Source organism: Bacillus sp. ME78 (assembly GCF_903970865.1).
Lineage (GTDB): Bacteria > Bacillota > Bacilli > Bacillales > Bacillaceae_G > Bacillus_A > Bacillus_A cereus.
The window spans coordinates 94,093-113,843 of record NZ_CAJCKK010000011.1; the positions used below are offsets into that span (position 1 = coordinate 94,093).

Genomic DNA, 19,751 nt, shown 5'->3' on the forward strand with positions numbered 1-19,751 from the left:
ATAAAGTCGTCATTTTTGATAGATAAATATATCATTTGATATTATAATAAACAATCTCAAATAAAGTGTCCAGCTGCTGAATGTAGCTTTTCAAAAAGAATTATATTCCTGAAACTGATAGTACTTTGAATGTTTCATTTTTAGCATTTCATTATTTAGATAACGATGAAGAAATTAAATTCTTTAATGTAATAAATACAAGAGCCAAAGGAAATGGTACGAGTTACTTTCTGCATAAAGTTATCGGTTTATTTTAAAATTCACTTCCGGGTATTTGGTTATCAGCCTTTTAAGGGCTGAGCCGTCATCCTTCTGTTTTACATACTGGTCAAAAAATGCCAGGCTGAATTCGTTAATAATACGATGAACTTCCTTTGGATTTTCACCTGGGCTCTGCAACAGAGGTGAGAACAAATGTAAATCGGTAAAGCTTGTATGATCCGTATGAGGAATGACCATTGACATACCACCGCCAGCTAACCCGCGTCCGTATCGCTCCCTCACTTCAAAGGGATCTGCTTCATCAGGCTCTTCTCCATTCATGAGCAGAAATGGTTTTCCAATGCCACTTTCAGGCAAGATTTCACCATACAATGTACCATCCATATTGATAGCTGCTTTGACACGAGAATCTTTTGCAAGTATTTGTGCTGCGGTAGCTCCACCGTAAGAGTGGCCAAACATTCCAATTCGCGAGGTATCCAGTCTTCCTGTAAAGAAACCGGTCTCATCGTTTTCGTTAAGTTTCTCTATCTGATTAAGGACAAAGCTGACATCTTCCTCCCATAATTTTATGTGGCTATCTCCTTCATCAGTTAAATTGATGGGCTGTACGTAAGCAGTTCGACCACCTGGAAAGACGGTAGCTGCAGCATCAAAGGTATGATCGATACTTAGAACAATATATCCTTGACTAGCCAACTCCTCAACTTGAAACGTGTTTTGATTACGAAAACCATTAAAACCATGAGAGAAGAGTAATATGGGATAGTGATTCTCTGAGTCTGAGAGTTGTAAATCCATAAACGAATGAGACTTTACCAATTCCATGTGGCTGAATGCAAATGCAGGAATAGACAATGTTTTTTCCAATCCCTTGGAGAGCTCATTTATGTTACGAATATAAGGTTCTGGATCCCTCTTGCTTTTTTCAGCTGCAGGATACCAAATTTGCACCATCAGTTCGCGCCGATCATTTGGATTTTTCGAATATGGTTCATTTCTCTGATGATCAACCCAATGATATAGCTTCGTACCGATCTTATGTGGACCAGTTGGTTCTTCAAATGAAAATACTGGCATAAGTAAGGGTAGCGCAACTGCTACAGACAAATAGATACATAGTAACGAAGTCTTAACTATGAATATACCCGAACTTCTAAAGCCCTTTTTCCGCCCAGCTAATAAATAGCATAAAATTAAGATAACTGGGGATACATATGCCGGAATCATCTGCCACCTAAAACCTTCTGCCAATAACTGAACTGTAACCATTACAACAGCAATCAAAGTAGCTAATTTAGACCACTTTTTCGTTTCTCTGCCTATTAACAGTATCCAACTCAATAGACTAAAATTCACTACTATCAAAACAACTTCCCAGAAATTCATTGGCCTATCTCCTTTGCATGCATTTTACTTCTAATTAAAGAGGTAGTTTTCAGCCTAAGCAAAAGCAGATGAAACACCTATATAGTTGCACTAATTATGCTTAGTAACCGTTTCATCCACTCTACTCCTTTATTCAAATTAAAAACTTAAAATGCCCAGCTACCTTTACGGAAAATTGGTTCTACAGTTCCATCTGGTAGAATACCGTCAATGTCCATCTCACTGCTGCCAATCATAAAGTCCTCATGTGTTACAGAAATATTTGCCCCTAACGTTTCAAGCTGATCGTTTTCTAAATCTCTTCCATCCTCTAAGCAAGTTGGATAAGCTTTACCAATCGCTAAATGGTTCGATGCATTTTCATCAAACAATGTATTAAAATATAAAATTCCCGATGCTGAAATTGGTGATTCATGTGGTACAAGTGCTACTTCACCTAAATAGCAAGAGCCTTCATCCACATTAATAAGCTCCTGTAATAAATCATGTCCTACCTGTGCTTCAGCTTTAACAATTTTTCCTTCTTCAAATGTCAGTTTAAAGCCATCGATAATATTCCCTTGATAAACTAATGGTTTTGTATTGCTTACATAGCCATTTACACCTTGTTTCATCGGTAACGTATAAACCTCTTCTGTCGGCATATTAGCCATAAAGATAGTATCATCAGGAGTTTTACCACCTCCAGTAACCCATTTATGCTGTGGTGCTAATGCAATTGTTAAATCAGTACCTGGCGCTGTATAGTGAAGCTTCATATATTTTTTATCGTTCAGTAGGACCGCACGAGATTCTAAATTTGTTACATGTTCACGCCATTTTTCAATAGCACTGCCGTCACCAATACGAACAGCTTTAAAAATAGCCTCCCATAATGCTGGTACTTGATCCTCAGTTGCTAAACCTGGGAATACCTTCGATGCCCACTTTGGTGAAGGAACTGCTACCATCGACCAAGCTATTGAATCCTTCATTACGGTGTTGCGATTGTTTCTCAGAGCAGCTCCTGCTACCTTTTGATAGGTAGCTAGACGATCAGATGAAATACCTGTAAATTTATCAGGATCTGTAGCATCTATCATTAATAGTGCTCCTTTACGTTCGATCAGCTCATCATTCATTTTGACTATCCACTCTGGGAAGCGATTAAATTCTTCATCTGAGGCATAATCAAAGTAAGCACGTTCCATTTCTTCATCCGAAAAATTAACATGAACACGCCCTGCCCCAGCCTTATAAGCCTCTTTCACAACTATACGGGCGAAATCCAATGCATCCACTGATGTATTGACTAATAAGTATTGCCCTGGTTGAATATTGACACCGATTTTCACCGTAAGTTCTGCATATGCTTGTAATTTTTCTTCAAAAGTCATATTATTTACCTCGCTTTTATTAAATTGGTTTTGAATTCCCCTCACTAACTTACTTTCATACCATACTTTCTGAACAGGTTTTCTCAGAATTTCCATTTTCTATTTTTCACATTTTTTTATCAGGACATGATAACAACTAATGGATTTTTTCTACTACTCATATATTTAATTTCTAAACTTTGATTCAATTAATATTGATTTGTTTTTCAAAAAATCTAATCGAAGGGTATCAAACACTACATAAAGTTATAGAGTTCTTTATTGCGAAAGCTCACTCAGTTCTTCCCAATCTTTTCAATGCTGCTGCACCTAAAGGCTTACCATCAATGGGGCGTTTAACATTCTCAATCACTCCTTTATCTTTACAAAAGTATTTTTGATAGATAAACATATCATTTGACATAAGATTAAATCATTTCAAACGAATTATCAAGCCATAAAATTTAATTTTTAAAAAATTCGGTAAAAAACCCATATGAAAATGGATTCTATCAAAGGGAGCGATAACAAAAAGATTTTTATACACACATGGATAAAACTCATGACAAACTTATATATAATTGCAAGTTCAACTCTCACAAAAAACAGGATAAAAAAATAAACAGCAGAACTAGTCCACTGTTTACTTTGCCACACCTTCATGTAATTTTTCTGTATAATCCTTTACATCTTTCCAGCTATCTTTCGCTGTATGTAAATCTTCTTTTATAAACGTAAACTCTTCTGGAGTAATTCCTTTTACGTTTTGTAGTAAATTATTATATTTTGCACCTACTGTATACCATTGATTTGATATGTTTTGTAGTGCTGTAATTGCTGCATCAATTGTTTCTGTCATGTTTGTTGTTTTATTTTTTACATCAGTCAAAATTAAGACTTCTGCTTGTGCTCCTGAAATTCTATCTTTTAAATTGGCGATTTCTCTTTCTGCATTTGCGATATCTTTTTTCGCAACCGCAATCATTGGCCCGCCAGCAAGACATGTTATTAGAGCTACGCAAAGTACGCCACCAGCAATGACCATATCATTACTCTTTTTAATCGAATCGTTATATGTATTTATTTGTTGCTCTAGAGCTGGAATACCAGCATTCGTACTTGCCAATATCGCTGTTAACTGATTTGTATCCTCTTTGAAACTATTTGTATCTTTCGCCATTCTATCGCGAAAAGCTTTCAAATTCCCTAATAATCCATCTACCTCATTTTGATTCTTTACAATATCCGCATACAACTTTTCTAAATCCGCTTTTAATTTTCCGCTATCCTTTTGATCAATCGCTATTAACATGTCGTTATAATACGATTGAAAAGTATTATTGTAATTTATAATATTTTGATCCGTTTTCATAATTTGAGGCTTCATATTATTTAACCAATATGCTGCATTAACTTTTGCATCTCTTTGATGCTGAATCATATTCCCTTTAAATTCACTATTAATCGAACTTATTTTACTTAAATCCGTCTCTTGTTGATTTTGAATTAATTTTGCATATGAATCCATTGCAAATATACTTGATGTCGTTTGTGCCATTACATCTTGGAATCCAGCTGGTCCAAGAGAATAGTTTTTCACATTTTCTTGTAGCACCTTTACATTTTGTTCTGCTGCAAAAGGATGTAAAGGAAATGCGTTACTTGTTGCCACCCCAGCAATCATTACCGCTAAAAGACATTTTTTATAAAAACTTTTCTGCATATTTTCCACCTATTCTCCTTATAAGGATATCAAAAGCTCCTGCTCACAACTGAACAGGAGCTTCAAATCATTCATCAACACTTAACGCTCTAACGATTCGTATTCAATTATGCTTTTTTCGTATCTACTACTTTAATATCTTCAGCATAAATCTTTTCTGCATAGTCTTTAATGTTTTTCCAGCTATCTTTCGCAATGTTTAAATCTTCTTTAATGAAAACTAGGTCGTTTGGACTAATAGAATCTACATTTTGAAGTAAAGAATTGTATTTTGATCCCATTGTGTACCATTGGTTTGAAATATTTTGTAACGCTGTAATTGCAGTATCAATTGTATTTGTTAAATACTCTGTTTGTGTTTTAATATTCGTTAATCCTGCTACTTCTAATTGCGCAGTTGTAACTTGTCCTGTTATCTTTTGAATTTCTGCTTGTGCATTATCAAGCTCTTTCTTCGCTAATACGATTCCAGCTGTACCACCGCCTACAGCTGCTGCGCCACCTGCAATTAATGCTACTCCTAGCGGTGTTCCTGCGCCCGTAGCAATAACTACTGCACCACCGATAATTGCAATTGGTCCTAGAGCTGTCGCAACAGATGAACCGATAATAATTGCATTATATTTACTAATTGCTTCATTGTACGTTGTAATTTGATTTTGCAGAAGCGGAATTCCTGCATCTTGACTAGCTAATATAGATGTAATTTGATTTGCATCACCCTTGAAGTTTTGCGTATCCGAAGTCATTTTATTTCGGAATTTCTTCAAGTCTTCTACTAACTGATCCACTTGCGCTTTATTTTCATTAATACTACTTGATAATCTAGTTAAGCCTTTCGTAAGAGTTGCTTTATCCTTTGCATCAACTGCAGCAACTAAAGTATCATAATAGTTTTGGAATTTCGTATTGTAGTTAATGATATTTTGATTCGTTGAAATAAGCTGTGGTTTTAATACATCTAACCATTGCTTCGCATTTCCTCTAGCTGTATCTTGGTGCTGAATTACTTTCCCTTTTAAAGCCGCATCAACAGACGATACATTTCCAAAGTTAACATTACCTTGTTTAATAATTGTTAAAGCGTACAGATCCATTACTAAAGCATTTGAACCTGTTCTTTCCATTGCATCTTTCAAGCCTTCTGGTCCTAATGAGTATTCTTCATAGTCATTATAAGCTTTTGCTACCGCATGAACTGGAGCTTGTTTCACTGTACTTTCAGCTGCATACGTATGAGCCGGCATAATATTTCCTGCTGCAAATACTGCCATAAGTGCTGATAGAGCCATTACTTTATAAGGTTTTTTTGTCATTTTTCTTCTCTCCCTATATCGCTAATTATTTTTCTGTTTAATGTACTTCAACGTTTGTAACGTAATCTTCAAATTGATTTGTTTGCTTATTCATTTCATCACTTACTTTTTTAATTTGATTGAAATGTTTTTGAAGTAAACTACTGTCTGTATACGTGCCTTCTTCAACATTCTTTTGAATTTGAATCATATTATTATTTAAAACTTTCCAATCCGTTAATAACGTTTGTAAAGTTGTAATTTGACGATCAATTAATTCTGTAAAGCTATTTACTTGATCTTCAACGAATGTAATTTGAGTCGCCTCTGCTTCAGTTTGTGATAACTTTTGAATAAGTGGCAATAACTCTTTTTGCTTTTGTTGAATGCGAAGAGCTGCTTCCCTCGTTTGACTATCTGCAGCATTTACAATTTCATTACTTAAAGTACCGATAGAAACAAAATCGATCGTTTTCGTTTGTGCAGTTTGATTTGTGATTGTAAATACTTGTTTACCGATATTAATAGAACCTTTAATGATTTCTTGAGGTCTATTCAAAATAGTAGTTAGTTCAGCTTGAATTTCCCCTTGAATTCTTTTAATATCTTCTCTTAATTTCACAATATCTCCACTTGATCCTTGCATTGTTTTTATTGCTTCATCAGCTTTAATTGATAAGTTGTTACTATCTTTGTCTAAAACTGTTTTAAATCGATTTAACTCTAGTAAATCCTGTTCCATACTCTCTTGGATGCTTTGTACTTGCAATTGTAATTTTCCATATGCACTCATAAAATCTGTTTTTGCTTGCTGATCTTCATTTACGTTTCCTGCTAGTTCATAGAGCTTACTATAATAGCTATTAAATCTAGTGCTGTATCTCATCATCTCTTGATTTAAATCGATTAGTTTCGGATTATATTCATCAATCCACTCTCGTACATTTGCCTTTGCAAACTTTTGATGATTCGTTAAGCTACTCATCGCATTTACCTTAATGTCTGGCTGTTGTAAAATAACTAATCCATATGCTTGAATAAGCGGTGATTGTGATCCTAACATTCTAATTGAATTGGATAATGTATTTGGAGCAATTACATTTTGCGCATATACTGTTTTCACTTCTGTTTGCCCCTCCTTAGCGTAAGCGCTTACAGGAATGAAGCAACTCGTAGATACTGCTGTAACCAATAACCCTGTAATTAAAGTCTTTTTCACTTTAACTCCTCCTATGTATTAGCAACTATTACTATCGCATTTTATTATTCTATTTTCTTGCCCATAATTTGAGATGATTAAAATAGAGAACGTTCTCACCGTGATCCATGTATGAACCACCTCTCTCGTATTGCTACAGTACTTACTTATCGTCACAAAACATTTTATTATTTTTCATATGTGTTTAGTATGAATAATATTGTATGAATTTTCTATTTCATCGAAATTCTCACATTCACATAGTGAATATATTACTTAAAAATATTATTCATTTTAAACTATACAACATGCGTAAATATGAAATTTCGTTTTGTTTTCATATATGTTTTGTACTGTAAGGTCATTTAAACACAGCTGTTTATATAACGTAAAGAAGTATTTTCATTCCCTTTATTTTCAAGCTTTCATGTCCTTATTTCAAAATATAATCCGATTCACTTTATTGATTGAAATATCTACATATCACAACAGAAAACAATACTTGCAAATAACTGATAAAATTATATTAATATAACTTTTAAATCCATATGCAATTATGCATAGCATATACACAAAAAGGATAGCTTCATTTTCACGAAGCTATCCTTCAAAAATCTTCTTATTTTTTCAAATGATATGGAACTGTCGTAATAACAACATTTCTTTTATAAAGTAAATACGCACGTATGAGTAAACTGGATTGATTATGAAGAATGTTATGCCAACCTTTTTTCGGAATGAACTGTGGTATAACGACCGTAACGCGGTAATTCGATTCACTTGCCTTATATTGCACTGTATCAATGAACTTCGTTAGCGGCTGAATAATACTTCTATAATGAGAATGTAATGTAACAAGCCTTACTTCAGGTTGCCACACCTTCCATTTCTCTTCAAATTTCTTTTCCTCTTCTCTGTCAAAAGCAACATATACAGCGATAACTTGATCTGCCGAAAGAGATTTCGCATAGTTCAATGAATTTTCTACTACATGCGTCATACCTGCTACAGGAACGACAATTACATTCCCCTCAATTGGAATAAGAGGTTCACAAGTTTTTAAACTTAATTGATCACCCACTGCATCATAATGCTTCTTAATTCGATGAAACAAGAAGATAATAGCAGGTAAGAAAATAAGAATCGACCAAACTTGTGCAAATTTAGTTAAAAAGAACATGCTCATTACGATAAAACTAATAACTGCACCAATTAAATTAACCGTTAATTTTAAAGCCCATCCTTCAGGTTTTTCACGAAGCCACTTTAATACCATCCCTGTTTGAGAAAGTGTAAATGGAATAAATACACCTACTGCATATAACGGAATTAAATGTTCTGTTTGTCCTTGGAAAGCTACAATTAAAATAATCGAAGCAACTCCAAGTATTATAATACCGTTTGAGTAACCTAGACGGTCTCCTCTAATCGTAAACATTCTCGGTATGAATTTATCTTTTGCAAGGTTAACCGCTAATAAAGGAAATGCAGAATAGCCTGTATTAGCTGCGAGAATTAATATTAAAGCTGTTGTACCTTGTATGAAATAGTACATGAAATTACGTCCAAATGTTTGTTCAGCAATTTGAGAAACAACTGTTACTTCTTTACTCGGCGTCACTCCGTAATAATAAGCTAAAAATACAATTCCTGAAAATAACACAGCAAGTAATGCACCCATTGCAAGCAATGTTTTTGCAGCATTGTTTGGCGCAGGATCTTTAAAGTTCGGAATTGCGTTTGAAATTGCTTCAACACCTGTTAAAGCAGAACTACCTGATGCAAATGCTCTTAACAGTAAAAACAAACTAATACCCGCAACCGGCGTTCCGATCGGCGTGTGTAAAGTTGGTGAAACGTGACCAGTCAAAATATTATATATGCCTACACCAATTAATATAAATAGGGCTAAAACAAATAAATAAACAGGATATGCTAAAACAGAAGCTGATTCCGTTACTCCTCTTAAATTTAAGATCGTAATAAATATAACAAATATAATCGCAATGATTACATTATGTGCATGTAAACTAGGAAAAGCAGATGTTAGCGCATCTGTACCTGCAGATACACTTACCGCAACAGTTAAAATATAGTCGACTAATAAAGATCCTCCAGCAATTAAGCCTGGATTCATCCCTAAATTTTCTTTTGATACAACATACGCTCCCCCGCCATGCGGATAAGCAAAAATAATTTGACGATAAGATAAAATAAGGGCTGTCAATAATACTAATACCCCAACAGCGATCGGAATGGAATACCAATAAGCGATCGCTCCCACACCTGCTAAAGCAATTAAAATTTGTTCTGGACCGTAAGCAACTGATGACAATGCGTCAGAAGATAAAATAGCTAAAGCTTTCGTTTTATTAAGCTTTTGTTCTCCAAGCTCTGTTGATTTTAACGGTCTTCCAATTAAAAATCTTTTAATAGATGAAACCAATGCTGTCCACTCTCCAATAATTTTGTACGAACTTTTCTGCTTGTTACAGCCAGTAAACTATTTCTTCAGAAAACAAAAAATGTCTACAAGCCATAGCGAAATAGACTTGTAGACATTATTTTTTTTGTCGCACAAGCTCCACCTTCCTTCTCAATATAACGCTTACGAGGTTAGCTGTCGGATTCGGGCCTATGAGTAGCCCTACCTTTTTCAAGGATTCACCCCATCGGATTATGTACTAATCCGTAAAAACGGGTCCCCCGTACCATGCGGTTTCAGCGATTTAGAAAATTGAAACTGTGGATTATAATACTCCTTTATTTTCAAAAAGTAAACAAAAATTTTTAATAAGAAAAAAATTAAAATGATTGCGCATAATCCGCTGAGAAATATACATAATGAATATTAAAAATCCGCAAAGGAGACCCATATGTCTAAAGAAAAGAAGCCTATTTTTTCCGATTCATATTTAGATGCAGTAGCAAATGAAATTAATCAGTTATATGGTAAACGTGAACAGGAAATAAATTTGACAGATAGAACAAAAAGAAATAAATAATTTGTCATACAAAAAAATAAAAAAGATAGCAATACACTTATATATTGCTATCTTTTTTATTTTTTCATACATCTAATTCTATTACAGATTTGTTAAAGGTCACCTCTTCATACACCTTTAAATTTTGATATATAGATTCTAATAATGGTGCCGCTATAGAAAATTTCTCTGCTACATCCAGTAAATATCCTTGCAAGTGCTTCCCTTCAATAAACGAACCCTTTTCCATATCACGTTGCATTGATGACTTCATATCATACGAAATTTTATCAATCGTTTTCATATGTTCCTGGGCAATATTAGCCATTACTGGAGCTCCTAATACTCTCATGATTTGTACAGATTCCTCAAACACATTACGGATAAAATCACGGCCGCCTTCACTTTCACGGATTGGTCCAATTGGTGCACGCATTAACGTTGTCACACCTGACATTACAGTAATAAATAAATATTTATGCCACATATCTTGCGTAATATTTTCACTTAAAACAAAACTAGACTTCGTACCTGAAAATGCTTTAGAAATATGCTTTACTCTCTCTGAATTTTGAGACTTAATTTCTCCAAACACAAGTCTGTTGGCAGCGCTAGTTTGTACAATTTCTCCTTGATCGTTTAACGTCGTCTCGATAAAGCATAAACCGCCAATTACTTTTTCTTCGCCGAATTCTTTTTGTAATAGCGATAAATGAGCGATACCATTTAACAATGCAATGATTACAGTATTTTCGCCAACAAACGGCTTCAAATCTTGAATTGCCTCGTTTAAGTGATACGCTTTTGTTGAAAATAAAATGACATCAAATGGAGAAGTTCGCTCTTCTTTCGTTATTAATTTCGGTCGGAAGGAAAAATCCCCGTTAACACTTCGGATTACAAGTCCTCTTTCCTCTAATTGTTTTTTCCGTTTACTACGAACAAGAAACGTGACATCTTCTCCCTTCTCGACTAATCTGCCACCAAAAAATCCTCCGACTCCACCAGCGCCTAATACTAAAATCCGCATACAGCATCCCCCTTTTCAAAATACAATTTTATAACTTTTAGTATACATAACATTATACATGTTCCCTGCTAAATAAGCTGAATTTTCACTCTCAACTGCGTATAAAAGAGTGGTTATTTTCAAATAAATTTGGGCATGTTGTTTCTATAGCATATATGGAAAGGACACAATGTAGATGGAGGCAATACAATCAATTGAGGAAAAAGGTGTAGCAACAGCTATATTCCAATTTATATTCCCGTTTTCGTTTAAAGCTGGATATGAACAAAATATGTTCCCTTTCTTACAAAAAAACGATTTTCGTCCTTTTCGGCTCGATCATCTCGATGATGAAAATACATATTATGGGGAGTTTAAAGTTTCACATCAAAATATGGAAGCATACTATCTTTCATTTACAAATAAAATTCTCTTTCCTCACTCAGAGCATCAAAAGGGCTTGCAACGTTATTCAAAGGACCTTAACTTAACTGGACATTTAACAACAAACCTTATTTCAATCCCATTCAAGATACACTCTATTGATGTAACACTTTGTCCTTATGAACTTGGCTTCTTAACAATTCGAACAGAAGTAAACACTGCTCCAAACATGACTTTATCTGAAGCAATCGAATTCGCTGCTCGCTTCCGTGTACTTGAAACTAAAACTGATACAAATGAGTCTATTTGTATTGAATGTAGCGGAAAAAAGTATTCCCAAGTTGAAAAATTCATTTTTGGTTATTTATTTCATGGCGTAACTGATTTCTTTGAAAAGAAGAGATTAAGAAGTTCATACTTTCAAACCTTCCCTTTCTTTGAAGACCAAAGAATGTACGTTCAAACTTTATTATCACTAAAAGAAGGTATGGAACTTAATGAAGTGGATGTTTATCGTACTTCCAGTCTTTCCGGATTAACAAGTGATGGTAAACCATATGTAAGTGCAAATAACATTCCTTACATTCATGACTATTTAAAAAAACACGCTTACCAGAGATGGGCTCCAAATCGTTATTTCATTATGGAAGAACATATTTTTACATGTGTAACAAATGAAGGCGAACGCGAAATCTCTAAACTTGCTAGTCAAATGTACGGAGAATTTTATTACGCTTTATTATTAAACCTATTCCATAAAATTGTTTTATTAAAAATGGCAAACGCCTATGCTGAGCTAAACATTGAACAAGATACTAATGAAATAGAGAAATTAATTTATTCGATCAATTCGTTCACTGCTAATTATTTTTCTTTAGAATTAGTATCCCAATCACAAAGTGAAGATATTTTCTTCCGCTTAAGAAAACTTTTTAATATTGAGGTTCTATACTCGAACGCGAAACAAAATCTTGATAGTTTGTTTAAATATCAAGAAAATGTCGCCTCTAAAAAAGATAGCCTTTTATTATTAATTTTAACGCTCTACTCTGTAGTGGGCCAAATGTTAGGGTTTACTATGATTGACCTTTTAAGAAACACCGATTCAAACAAAATATCGTCCCCTCTTGAATTTTTCGCTCTATTAATTGCGATTAGCGGCATTGTCATTTCACTTATTTTAGGAGCCCAAAGTTTATATCAATGGGGTCTACAGCATAAACAAAGAAAAGCTTGGGTAAAACAAACGGTACTTTCTGCCGTTAAAGAGAAAGAGGATAAAAACTAAAGAAGGTTATTTTCAAATTCTTGGTGTGCTGCAGTAAGTGAAATTTTTATCAGCGATTTTTAAATATATCGACTTACCGACAAAAAACGACGAATGACAGGACTGGATAATAAAAAAAGGGTACTCCAAATTAAAACTTGGAATACCCTTTTTTATTATACGAATTCAGCTTACTTCCCAGCTTCGATTTTCTCTAATGCAGTAGCTACTTGCTCTTCCGTTAATTCATGTTGTATTACGTAGCGGTTACGTGGACTTACACGACATTCATGAGAACATGCACGTAAATATTTCGCTTCGTTTTCTTCAGAACATAAAATTTTCTTATTACATTCTGGATTTGAACAGTTTACATAGCGCTCACATGGTTCACCTGTAAAGTGATCTTTACCAACGATAACATGTTCTTTTTGGTTTACTGGAACAGCGATACGCTCATCAAACACGTAACATTGTCCATCCCAAAGCTCACCTTGTACTTCTGGATCTTTTCCGTACGTTACAATTCCGCCGTGAAGCTGACTTACATCTTCAAAACCTTCACGAACTAACCAACCAGAGAATTTCTCACAACGAATTCCACCTGTACAGTAAGTTAAAATCTTTTTACCTTCAAGTGTTTCTTTGTTTTCTCTAATCCAATCTGGTAATTCACGGAATGATTCGATATCAGGTTTAATCGCACCTTTGAAGTGTCCTAAATCAAACTCATAATCATTTCGTGCATCAATGATAACTGTATCTTCTTGTTTCATTGCCTCATAAAAATCTTTTGGCTCTAAATACTTCCCAGTTATTTCGTGTGGGTTAATGTCATCTTCTAAACGAAGTGTAACTAATTCTGGACGAGGACGTACGTGCATTTTCTTGAATGCATGCCCTTCTTCTTCATCTATTTTAAATACGATACCATCAAAACGTGGATCATTATTCATTGCTTCCATGTATTTCTCTGTTTGCTCTACAGTTCCAGAACAAGTTCCGTTAATACCTTCTTTTGCTACAAGAATTCTTCCTTTTAATTCAAGTGAATTACAAAATTCTAAATGCTCTGCAGCAAATTCTTCTGGGTTTTCAATTGTTGTGTACATGTAATATAGTAATACTCTGTATGGTTTTGTAGTTGCCAATGTATTTCTACCACCTATCTAATTTTTAAAATCATGTATAAGTTAACGTTCATATCAAAACATATATAATAAGAAAATGAATCCCATTTTCTTTTCTTTATACTATTTTCTATCAGTTAACAAAAATAAAAAACAAGATTACACATCATAACACTATGGTTATGTTGTAATCCCAATATATTATATATCATACAATTGCAATTCCATCAATTAATATGCTGTATTATCAGCTTTATGTTCACATAAATTTCAAAAACAGCCCTTTAATTCACTATGTTTCCCCATGTCACCACACCATAAACTCCCAATTCATTTTACATTATCACACCATCCATTGCATAAAGGCATATAATTTGCATTAAGGAAACTTTCGTGTTCAAATGAAATTATCACATAACATATTTAAATGTATTGAAATAATGAGTAAGAATAAATACAATAATTTCATCAAGTTAACATTTTAAAGGGGAAAACTACTATGAATAAAGATATAACAAAAGATAAACATCTCCCTTCTGAAAGTACAACTGTACAATCAGCTCACTTAGCTTTAAGTGGAGAAACAAAAGGCTGGAAAAGACTGTTACCATTTTTAGGACCCGCTTTTATCGCGTCCGTTGCTTATATTGATCCTGGCAACTTTGCTACAAATATCGCAGCTGGTTCACAATATGGATATTTACTATTATGGGTTATACTCGCTTCTAACTTAATGGCTGTATTAATCCAAACTTTATCGGCTAAATTAGGAATTGCTACAGGAAACAATTTACCCGAAATAGCTCGTGAAAACTTTCCAAAGCCTGTGTCTATCGGCTTATGGATACAAGGTGAACTAGTTATTATGGCTACAGATTTAGCGGAATTTATTGGAGCTGCATTGGGGCTTTACTTACTATTTGGAATCCCCATGCTACCTGCCGCTTTAATTACAGCAGCCGGATCATTTATTATCCTTGAATTTCAACGTAGAGGATTTCGTCCACTAGAAGCTATTATTACAGGAATGATTTTCATTGTAGTAATTGCTTTTGGGATTCAAGTTTTTTATGCAAAACCAGAATTAAGTCCCCTTCTTTCAGGACTATTTATTCCAAAATTCCAAGGTGTAGACAGTATATTACTTGCAGCAGGGATTTTAGGTGCGACAGTTATGCCGCATGCAATATACTTGCATTCTGCATTAACACAACGCCGTGTGGTCGGAACAACTGACGAACAAAAGAAAAAGATTTTTCGTTTCGAATTTATCGATATTATTATTGCAATGGTTATTGCTGGAGCAATTAATGCAAGTATGTTAATTGTAGCAGCTGCACTATTTTTTAAAAATGGCTTGCACGTTGAAGATTTAGATGTTGCTTACACTCAATTTACCAATTTAGTAGGTCCTGTATCGGCTGCATTATTTGGGATTGGACTTTTATCAGCAGGACTATCTAGCTCTTCTGTCGGTACAATGTCGGGTGATATTATTATGCAAGGTTTCATTCGCATGCATATTCCGTTATATTTACGCCGATTTATTACAATGATTCCACCACTAGTAATTATCGCTTTAGGTGTAAATCCAACATACGCTCTAGTCATGAGCCAAGTCGTCTTATCATTCGGTATTGCATTTGCATTAGTGCCACTTATTATGTTTACAAGTAATAAAAAGATTATGGGTGCACTCGTTAACCACCGCATAACAACATTTATCGCATGGATAATTGCTGCTCTCGTTATCGTTTTAAATATCTTCTTACTGTATCAAACATTTGTAGGGTAATGAAAAAAGGGTATTCCAATTTTTATTTGGAATACCCTTTTTCAATTCATTATTTGTATTAATCCTATAAACTCTTTTTAATATAAATTATATAATCTATTTCCAGACAATAATTCCCTTACGCCTTGAATAATCTTTATTTTCAGATTAAATTATATAATAACAAATACATTCTATTTTCATGTGAAAAGGAGCGAAAATATGTTTCCTTTATTAAAAACTGAAAGACTTATTTTAAGAGAACTTACCGAAGAAGATGCACCGCGTATACTACAATGCTTTTCTAATACTAATGTACTGCGCTATTATGGCCAAAAACCGTTACAAGATGTTGATCAAGTGAAACAAATCATTCATAACTTTAAGTTGAGTTACAATGCAAGAAGCGGTATAAAATGGGGAATCGAATTAAAAGACAAGAAAGAACTCATCGGTACCATTGGTTTTCACGATTGGTCTTCTGAGCATAAACGAGCCAATATAAGTTATGCCTTTTTGCCTGAACACTGGGGAAAAGGATATGCGACTGAAGCTGTTTCTGAGGTTATATCATACGGTTTCCATACGATTCATTTAAAGCGGATTGGAGCAATTGTATTTCTTGAAAATGAAGCTTCCAATAAAGTACTATTAAAATTAGGCTTTGAAAAAGAAGGCGTTCTAAAAAATTATATGTATCAAGATGATATCCCATATGATACGAATTTTTACGCTTTATTAAAATCGGTTTAATAGAATTCATGTGTAAAAAACTTGTTTTAGTACAATAGATATAGGTAGTGAATTTTTAATGAAGGATGCTAAGTACTATACATTATAAAACATTAAAAAAGGGCTATGAGTAAACTTTTACTCATGCCCCTTTTTATGTTCTTTTTCTGTTTTCGCAATGCTTTTGGAATATGTACGCAAAAGGCTCACTTTCCATTTAATCCCCCGTCATCGCATATGCTCTAGAACGAGATTCCCCACAAACATACCAAAACTCAAAAATACCACACTTCCCCTTATCCTTATCTGGATTACGAAGGTTTTGAAACACAGGGGAGTTTCGATAAATTTCAGCTAGCGATGTTGTTCTAATGTTCCCGGTTTTAATTACCAATACCTTATTTGGATATGTTTCTCAGTATAAAATTAAGAAATTAGGAATTTTTCATTACTCTAAAAACACGCTCTTTAACTGAAGATTATTAAATTAAGTTTTTTAAAATTATATTTTTAAAGGTTTTCAACATCATTGCCTCTTTTCTAAAACCATAAAGAAAGTACTATCTGGTAGCGCAACCGCATTCCCAGACTCATCTGTAAACTCGATTTTCTCGCTAAGATGGTTTGTATATCCATCCTGCAAATAGTTCATAGCTTGAACGATGTTTACTTTATCTCCAAAGATACTCTTTACAAAATCCTTATAATCGTTTGGCGTAAAGATTCCAAACTGCTCCTGCACTTCATGAACGAAGGAGTCCTCGCCCCAAGTATATGTATATAAGAACTCCATTGCATCGTTAACAGGCATTTTGACTGTATTTTCTGCAATTACTTCATACTGGATTGTACGCCCCTTAAATTCATGGGCATACTGCTCTAAGAACTTCATTCCATCTGCATCTTTAAAACGAATCAACCGCATTAACTTTTTATCTTCGGTCATGATGCCATCACGAATGATAATACGACCTCCTCGCTTTAACACCTTATAGGCACTCTGCAGCCCCTTTTTAATAACTTCATGATTGAATTTCTTACCTTCATACTCGATATAAGAGAACAGCTCATGAAGGATAGAAGAATATACAATCGTATCAACCGATTCTTGTTCAAACGAGCTGCTTAAGTTGATTGCATCTCCTTTAATGACGTCCCAAGAACGCCCTTCGTTCTGCTTCTTCTTTTTCAACGTATCAATCACGTTTTCAGAAATATCGATACCGTAGATTCGTTTATTCTCGGTCTCTTCTTCAATCATGTCTAGCATGACACCACCACCAGCTCCGACATCTACAATCGTATCTCCCTTTATATAATCAAGAATAATTCGTTTATCATCAGCCGAGCTATTCATATGCTCCAAATACACTTCTTCGTTATGGAATCTATCATATGCATCCTTTCGTAACCCGAAGAAATCAAACAGCAGCACATTTGCCCGAGCATGCATCATATCTATCTTTTCTGCCTCTACACAGAAGGTAATTAACGCCTCACCTACAGCAGAAAACTGAAACGACACATACACAGTCTTCATATCTTCATCGACTTTAACCTTAAAAGAAACATGCGTTGTATTCGGTTTCTCGTTCTCACGGTACTCCCGTAGATACTTCTCAATAACCCGCTTACGATACACGTTGTCCTTTTTTTCGCCTTTGAAATCATAATGCAGCTGTTGCATCAATTTCTCGAAATGTATATGCTGAACTTTTCTAGTGCCTATCTCATTCTTTAACATAACAAAAACTGTCCAAATATCCTCAAAGCTAAGAGCATGCATAGACGGTTCTACATACCATAAATCCTTATCAAATAAAAATGTTTGAACGTCACTCTTCTCGCTCCCCATAATTATATCTTTTTCAAATGCTGACTCCTTATGTTTTGGCGTGAGTCTATGTATGCGAGAAGTAAATGGCTCCATATAACCATCAAACAAACCATCAATTGTAATCTTCACATCGTTCTTCACTTCACTCCACAAAGCTTTTGATACGCCCTCAATAATGCATTGGTTAAGATAGTATAGAATCTCCTTTAACCTAACGTCTCCGTATTCTTCTTTATATGTGTTAATTAAATCAATATGGGAGTCCAAACGAGCCTCTCCGCGGATATACTGCCCGATTAATCCATGTGTTCTAATTAAATCTCGAATAAACAAATATTCAATAGCGTTTAAGTTTGTCTCTACACGTTCAATAAACTGAATGTCACTAAAGATATCAGCAGAACCCTCATTATGTACCAATAGATTAATCCCTTTTTTCTTCCATTGCTCCCGCTGTTTTAAAGATCCTACCTTTGCAAGTTCACTATACGTTAGTACCTTTTCAATAATATGATACGCTTCTTCAGCTAAAGGCAATCCATCTAGCACTTGCAGCGTACGGTGTACATAGTACAACACTGCATCTGTTTTTAATGCACCAAGTGCTTGTACATTCTCATAGTTTTGATGTATCTCCTCTGCCTCAATTAGATGTTTTAACCACGTAGGGATTGCAACAGAAATCCCTTCAATGTATGTATTTAGAACTTCAATGCTTTTCAACTTATTTCCCTCCATATATAATCAATATCTGTAGTAAAGTCTGGGACACCTTCTCCAAAAAGAGCATCACCTTATGTCCCTCCCCCTAAATACTACTACTTGCTTTTTACCATCTACATCTCTTTCGAATAAAAATGCATCAAACCCAGTCTTTTTATCATGTAAAAGAGAGGTATCAATTTCGTTACTAACATGCCAAGGTTGTAACATATTCTTGTGTTCATCTCTTATTTTAACTTCATTTGTTTTAACAGAATCAACTGAAAATGGAAAAGGCAAGTGGGTGCACTCCACTTGCCTTTTTTTCATAGCTTAGTATGTATTTGAATTTCTTTTGCTTTCTCTTTTTCACCCTTGACGCGTACAATTAAATCATATGATCCGGATTTTGGAGCTTCAAAAGAAAGCAAACCTTCTTTTTGAGAAGTGATTTCTTCTTCATAAATAACCTTATCATCTTTTGTAACTTGTAATAAAATTGTACCTTCTTCAACAGCTGCTTCATAAGGGATTTCCACATTTCCTTTTTCAGCTTTAAGCGTTTGTACATCGTAATACCCTTGCAGAGAACCAATTTTCAAAGTCGTTTCGCCATTTTTTTGAACCTTTGTAACTTGTGTTGCTGTATTGCACGCACTTAACAATACAACAAGAGTGAGAATCATAAATAAACGTAATGATTTCATAGAAATCCCCCTTTTTTTATGTATATGAGAATTAAAATTCATT

The 19,751-nt window shown here is 34.4% G+C and carries 15 protein-coding genes, 1 pseudogene and 1 riboswitch; of the genes and pseudogenes, 4 read left to right on the top strand and 12 right to left on the bottom strand.

What is annotated here, in order from left to right; all coding sequences use genetic code 11:
• Positions 1 to 240: 240 nt before the first annotated feature.
• From H6481_RS14590 to H6481_RS14615, 6 genes are all read right to left on the bottom strand, one after another.
• A complete protein-coding gene (locus tag H6481_RS14590; RefSeq protein WP_182812116.1) occupies positions 241 to 1,611 on the bottom strand; it encodes a carboxylic ester hydrolase in 1,371 nt (456 codons plus the stop codon).
• 146 nt (positions 1,612 to 1,757) lie between these two features.
• The gene (locus H6481_RS14595) at positions 1,758 to 2,987 is read right to left on the bottom strand and encodes an aminopeptidase (protein ID WP_182812119.1); all 1,230 of its coding nucleotides are present in this window, start codon (positions 2,985 to 2,987) and stop codon (positions 1,758 to 1,760) included.
• 622 nt (positions 2,988 to 3,609) lie between these two features.
• Complete coding sequence (locus tag H6481_RS14600; protein WP_089170802.1) at positions 3,610 to 4,689, bottom strand: HBL/NHE enterotoxin family protein; 1,080 nt, start codon at positions 4,687 to 4,689, stop codon at positions 3,610 to 3,612.
• A gap of 107 nt (positions 4,690 to 4,796) precedes the next feature.
• Positions 4,797 to 6,005, bottom strand: a complete 1,209-nt coding sequence (gene nheB, locus H6481_RS14605; protein WP_000162968.1) for a non-hemolytic enterotoxin NHE subunit B — start codon at positions 6,003 to 6,005, stop codon at positions 4,797 to 4,799.
• Between the two features lie 37 nt (positions 6,006 to 6,042).
• On the bottom strand, positions 6,043 to 7,203 hold the full coding sequence (nheA, locus tag H6481_RS14610) for a non-hemolytic enterotoxin NHE subunit A (protein ID WP_182812124.1): 1,161 nt from the start codon (positions 7,201 to 7,203) through the stop codon (positions 6,043 to 6,045).
• A 598-nt stretch (positions 7,204 to 7,801) separates the two neighbouring features.
• Positions 7,802 to 9,628 carry an APC family permease gene (locus tag H6481_RS14615; RefSeq protein WP_000254899.1) on the bottom strand — a complete coding sequence of 609 codons (1,827 nt, stop codon included), beginning with the start codon at positions 9,626 to 9,628 and terminating at the stop codon, positions 7,802 to 7,804.
• A gap of 144 nt (positions 9,629 to 9,772) precedes the next feature.
• Positions 9,773 to 9,919, bottom strand: a riboswitch (cyclic di-AMP (ydaO/yuaA leader).
• A 139-nt stretch (positions 9,920 to 10,058) separates the two neighbouring features.
• Here H6481_RS14615 and H6481_RS28830 point away from each other — a divergent pair.
• A complete protein-coding gene (locus tag H6481_RS28830; protein WP_000031873.1) occupies positions 10,059 to 10,187 on the top strand; it encodes a hypothetical protein in 129 nt (42 codons plus the stop codon).
• Between the two features lie 64 nt (positions 10,188 to 10,251).
• Here the strand turns inward: H6481_RS28830 and panE are convergent, their stop codons facing one another.
• Positions 10,252 to 11,196, bottom strand: coding sequence for a 2-dehydropantoate 2-reductase (gene panE / locus H6481_RS14620; protein WP_182812127.1), 945 nt, complete (start codon positions 11,194 to 11,196; stop codon positions 10,252 to 10,254).
• Between the two features lie 175 nt (positions 11,197 to 11,371).
• On the opposite strand from panE, the gene H6481_RS14625 reads away from it, so the two are divergent.
• Entirely contained in the window at positions 11,372 to 12,847 is a 1,476-nt protein-coding gene (locus tag H6481_RS14625; RefSeq protein WP_182812130.1) for a hypothetical protein, read from the top strand.
• 170 nt (positions 12,848 to 13,017) lie between these two features.
• On the opposite strand, the gene H6481_RS14630 is transcribed toward H6481_RS14625, so the two are convergent.
• Positions 13,018 to 13,977, bottom strand: coding sequence for a rhodanese-related sulfurtransferase (locus H6481_RS14630; protein WP_000246233.1), 960 nt, complete (start codon positions 13,975 to 13,977; stop codon positions 13,018 to 13,020).
• A gap of 478 nt (positions 13,978 to 14,455) precedes the next feature.
• On the opposite strand from H6481_RS14630, the gene H6481_RS14635 reads away from it, so the two are divergent.
• Together H6481_RS14635 and H6481_RS14640 are read left to right on the top strand one after the other, a co-directional pair.
• Complete coding sequence (locus H6481_RS14635) at positions 14,456 to 15,751, top strand: Nramp family divalent metal transporter (protein ID WP_023521681.1); 1,296 nt, start codon at positions 14,456 to 14,458, stop codon at positions 15,749 to 15,751.
• A gap of 201 nt (positions 15,752 to 15,952) precedes the next feature.
• A complete protein-coding gene (locus H6481_RS14640; RefSeq protein ID WP_000484225.1) occupies positions 15,953 to 16,483 on the top strand; it encodes a GNAT family N-acetyltransferase in 531 nt (176 codons plus the stop codon).
• A gap of 92 nt (positions 16,484 to 16,575) precedes the next feature.
• Here H6481_RS14640 and H6481_RS14645 read toward each other — a convergent pair.
• The 4 genes and pseudogenes from H6481_RS14645 to H6481_RS14660 all read right to left on the bottom strand — a co-directional run.
• Positions 16,576 to 16,877: pseudogene (locus H6481_RS14645) on the bottom strand (radical SAM/SPASM domain-containing protein); the annotation flags it as partial.
• 111 nt (positions 16,878 to 16,988) lie between these two features.
• Positions 16,989 to 19,037 carry a class I SAM-dependent methyltransferase gene (locus H6481_RS14650; protein ID WP_109737392.1) on the bottom strand — a complete coding sequence of 683 codons (2,049 nt, stop codon included), beginning with the start codon at positions 19,035 to 19,037 and terminating at the stop codon, positions 16,989 to 16,991.
• A gap of 51 nt (positions 19,038 to 19,088) precedes the next feature.
• Positions 19,089 to 19,301, bottom strand: a complete 213-nt coding sequence (locus H6481_RS14655) for a hypothetical protein (RefSeq protein WP_140158797.1) — start codon at positions 19,299 to 19,301, stop codon at positions 19,089 to 19,091.
• A 26-nt stretch (positions 19,302 to 19,327) separates the two neighbouring features.
• Entirely contained in the window at positions 19,328 to 19,708 is a 381-nt protein-coding gene (locus tag H6481_RS14660) for a hypothetical protein (RefSeq protein ID WP_000838921.1), read from the bottom strand.
• Positions 19,709 to 19,751: the final 43 nt, after the last annotated feature.

What these genes read in the sequence shown, in the direction of transcription:
- H6481_RS14590 (WP_182812116.1), bottom strand. Translation starts at nt 1,611, where the DNA reads ATGAATTTCTGGGAAGTTGTTTTGATAGTAGTGAATTTTAGTCTATTG.
- H6481_RS14595 (WP_182812119.1), bottom strand. Translation starts at nt 2,987, where the DNA reads ATGACTTTTGAAGAAAAATTACAAGCATATGCAGAACTTACGGTGAAA.
- H6481_RS14600 (WP_089170802.1), bottom strand. Translation starts at nt 4,689, where the DNA reads ATGCAGAAAAGTTTTTATAAAAAATGTCTTTTAGCGGTAATGATTGCT.
- nheB (WP_000162968.1), bottom strand. Translation starts at nt 6,005, where the DNA reads ATGACAAAAAAACCTTATAAAGTAATGGCTCTATCAGCACTTATGGCA.
- H6481_RS28830 (WP_000031873.1), top strand. Translation starts at nt 10,059, where the DNA reads ATGTCTAAAGAAAAGAAGCCTATTTTTTCCGATTCATATTTAGATGCA.
- panE (WP_182812127.1), bottom strand. Translation starts at nt 11,196, where the DNA reads ATGCGGATTTTAGTATTAGGCGCTGGTGGAGTCGGAGGATTTTTTGGT.
- H6481_RS14625 (WP_182812130.1), top strand. Translation starts at nt 11,372, where the DNA reads ATGGAGGCAATACAATCAATTGAGGAAAAAGGTGTAGCAACAGCTATA.
- H6481_RS14635 (WP_023521681.1), top strand. Translation starts at nt 14,456, where the DNA reads ATGAATAAAGATATAACAAAAGATAAACATCTCCCTTCTGAAAGTACA.
- H6481_RS14640 (WP_000484225.1), top strand. Translation starts at nt 15,953, where the DNA reads ATGTTTCCTTTATTAAAAACTGAAAGACTTATTTTAAGAGAACTTACC.
- H6481_RS14650 (WP_109737392.1), bottom strand. Translation starts at nt 19,037, where the DNA reads ATGGAGGGAAATAAGTTGAAAAGCATTGAAGTTCTAAATACATACATT.
- H6481_RS14660 (WP_000838921.1), bottom strand. Translation starts at nt 19,708, where the DNA reads ATGAAATCATTACGTTTATTTATGATTCTCACTCTTGTTGTATTGTTA.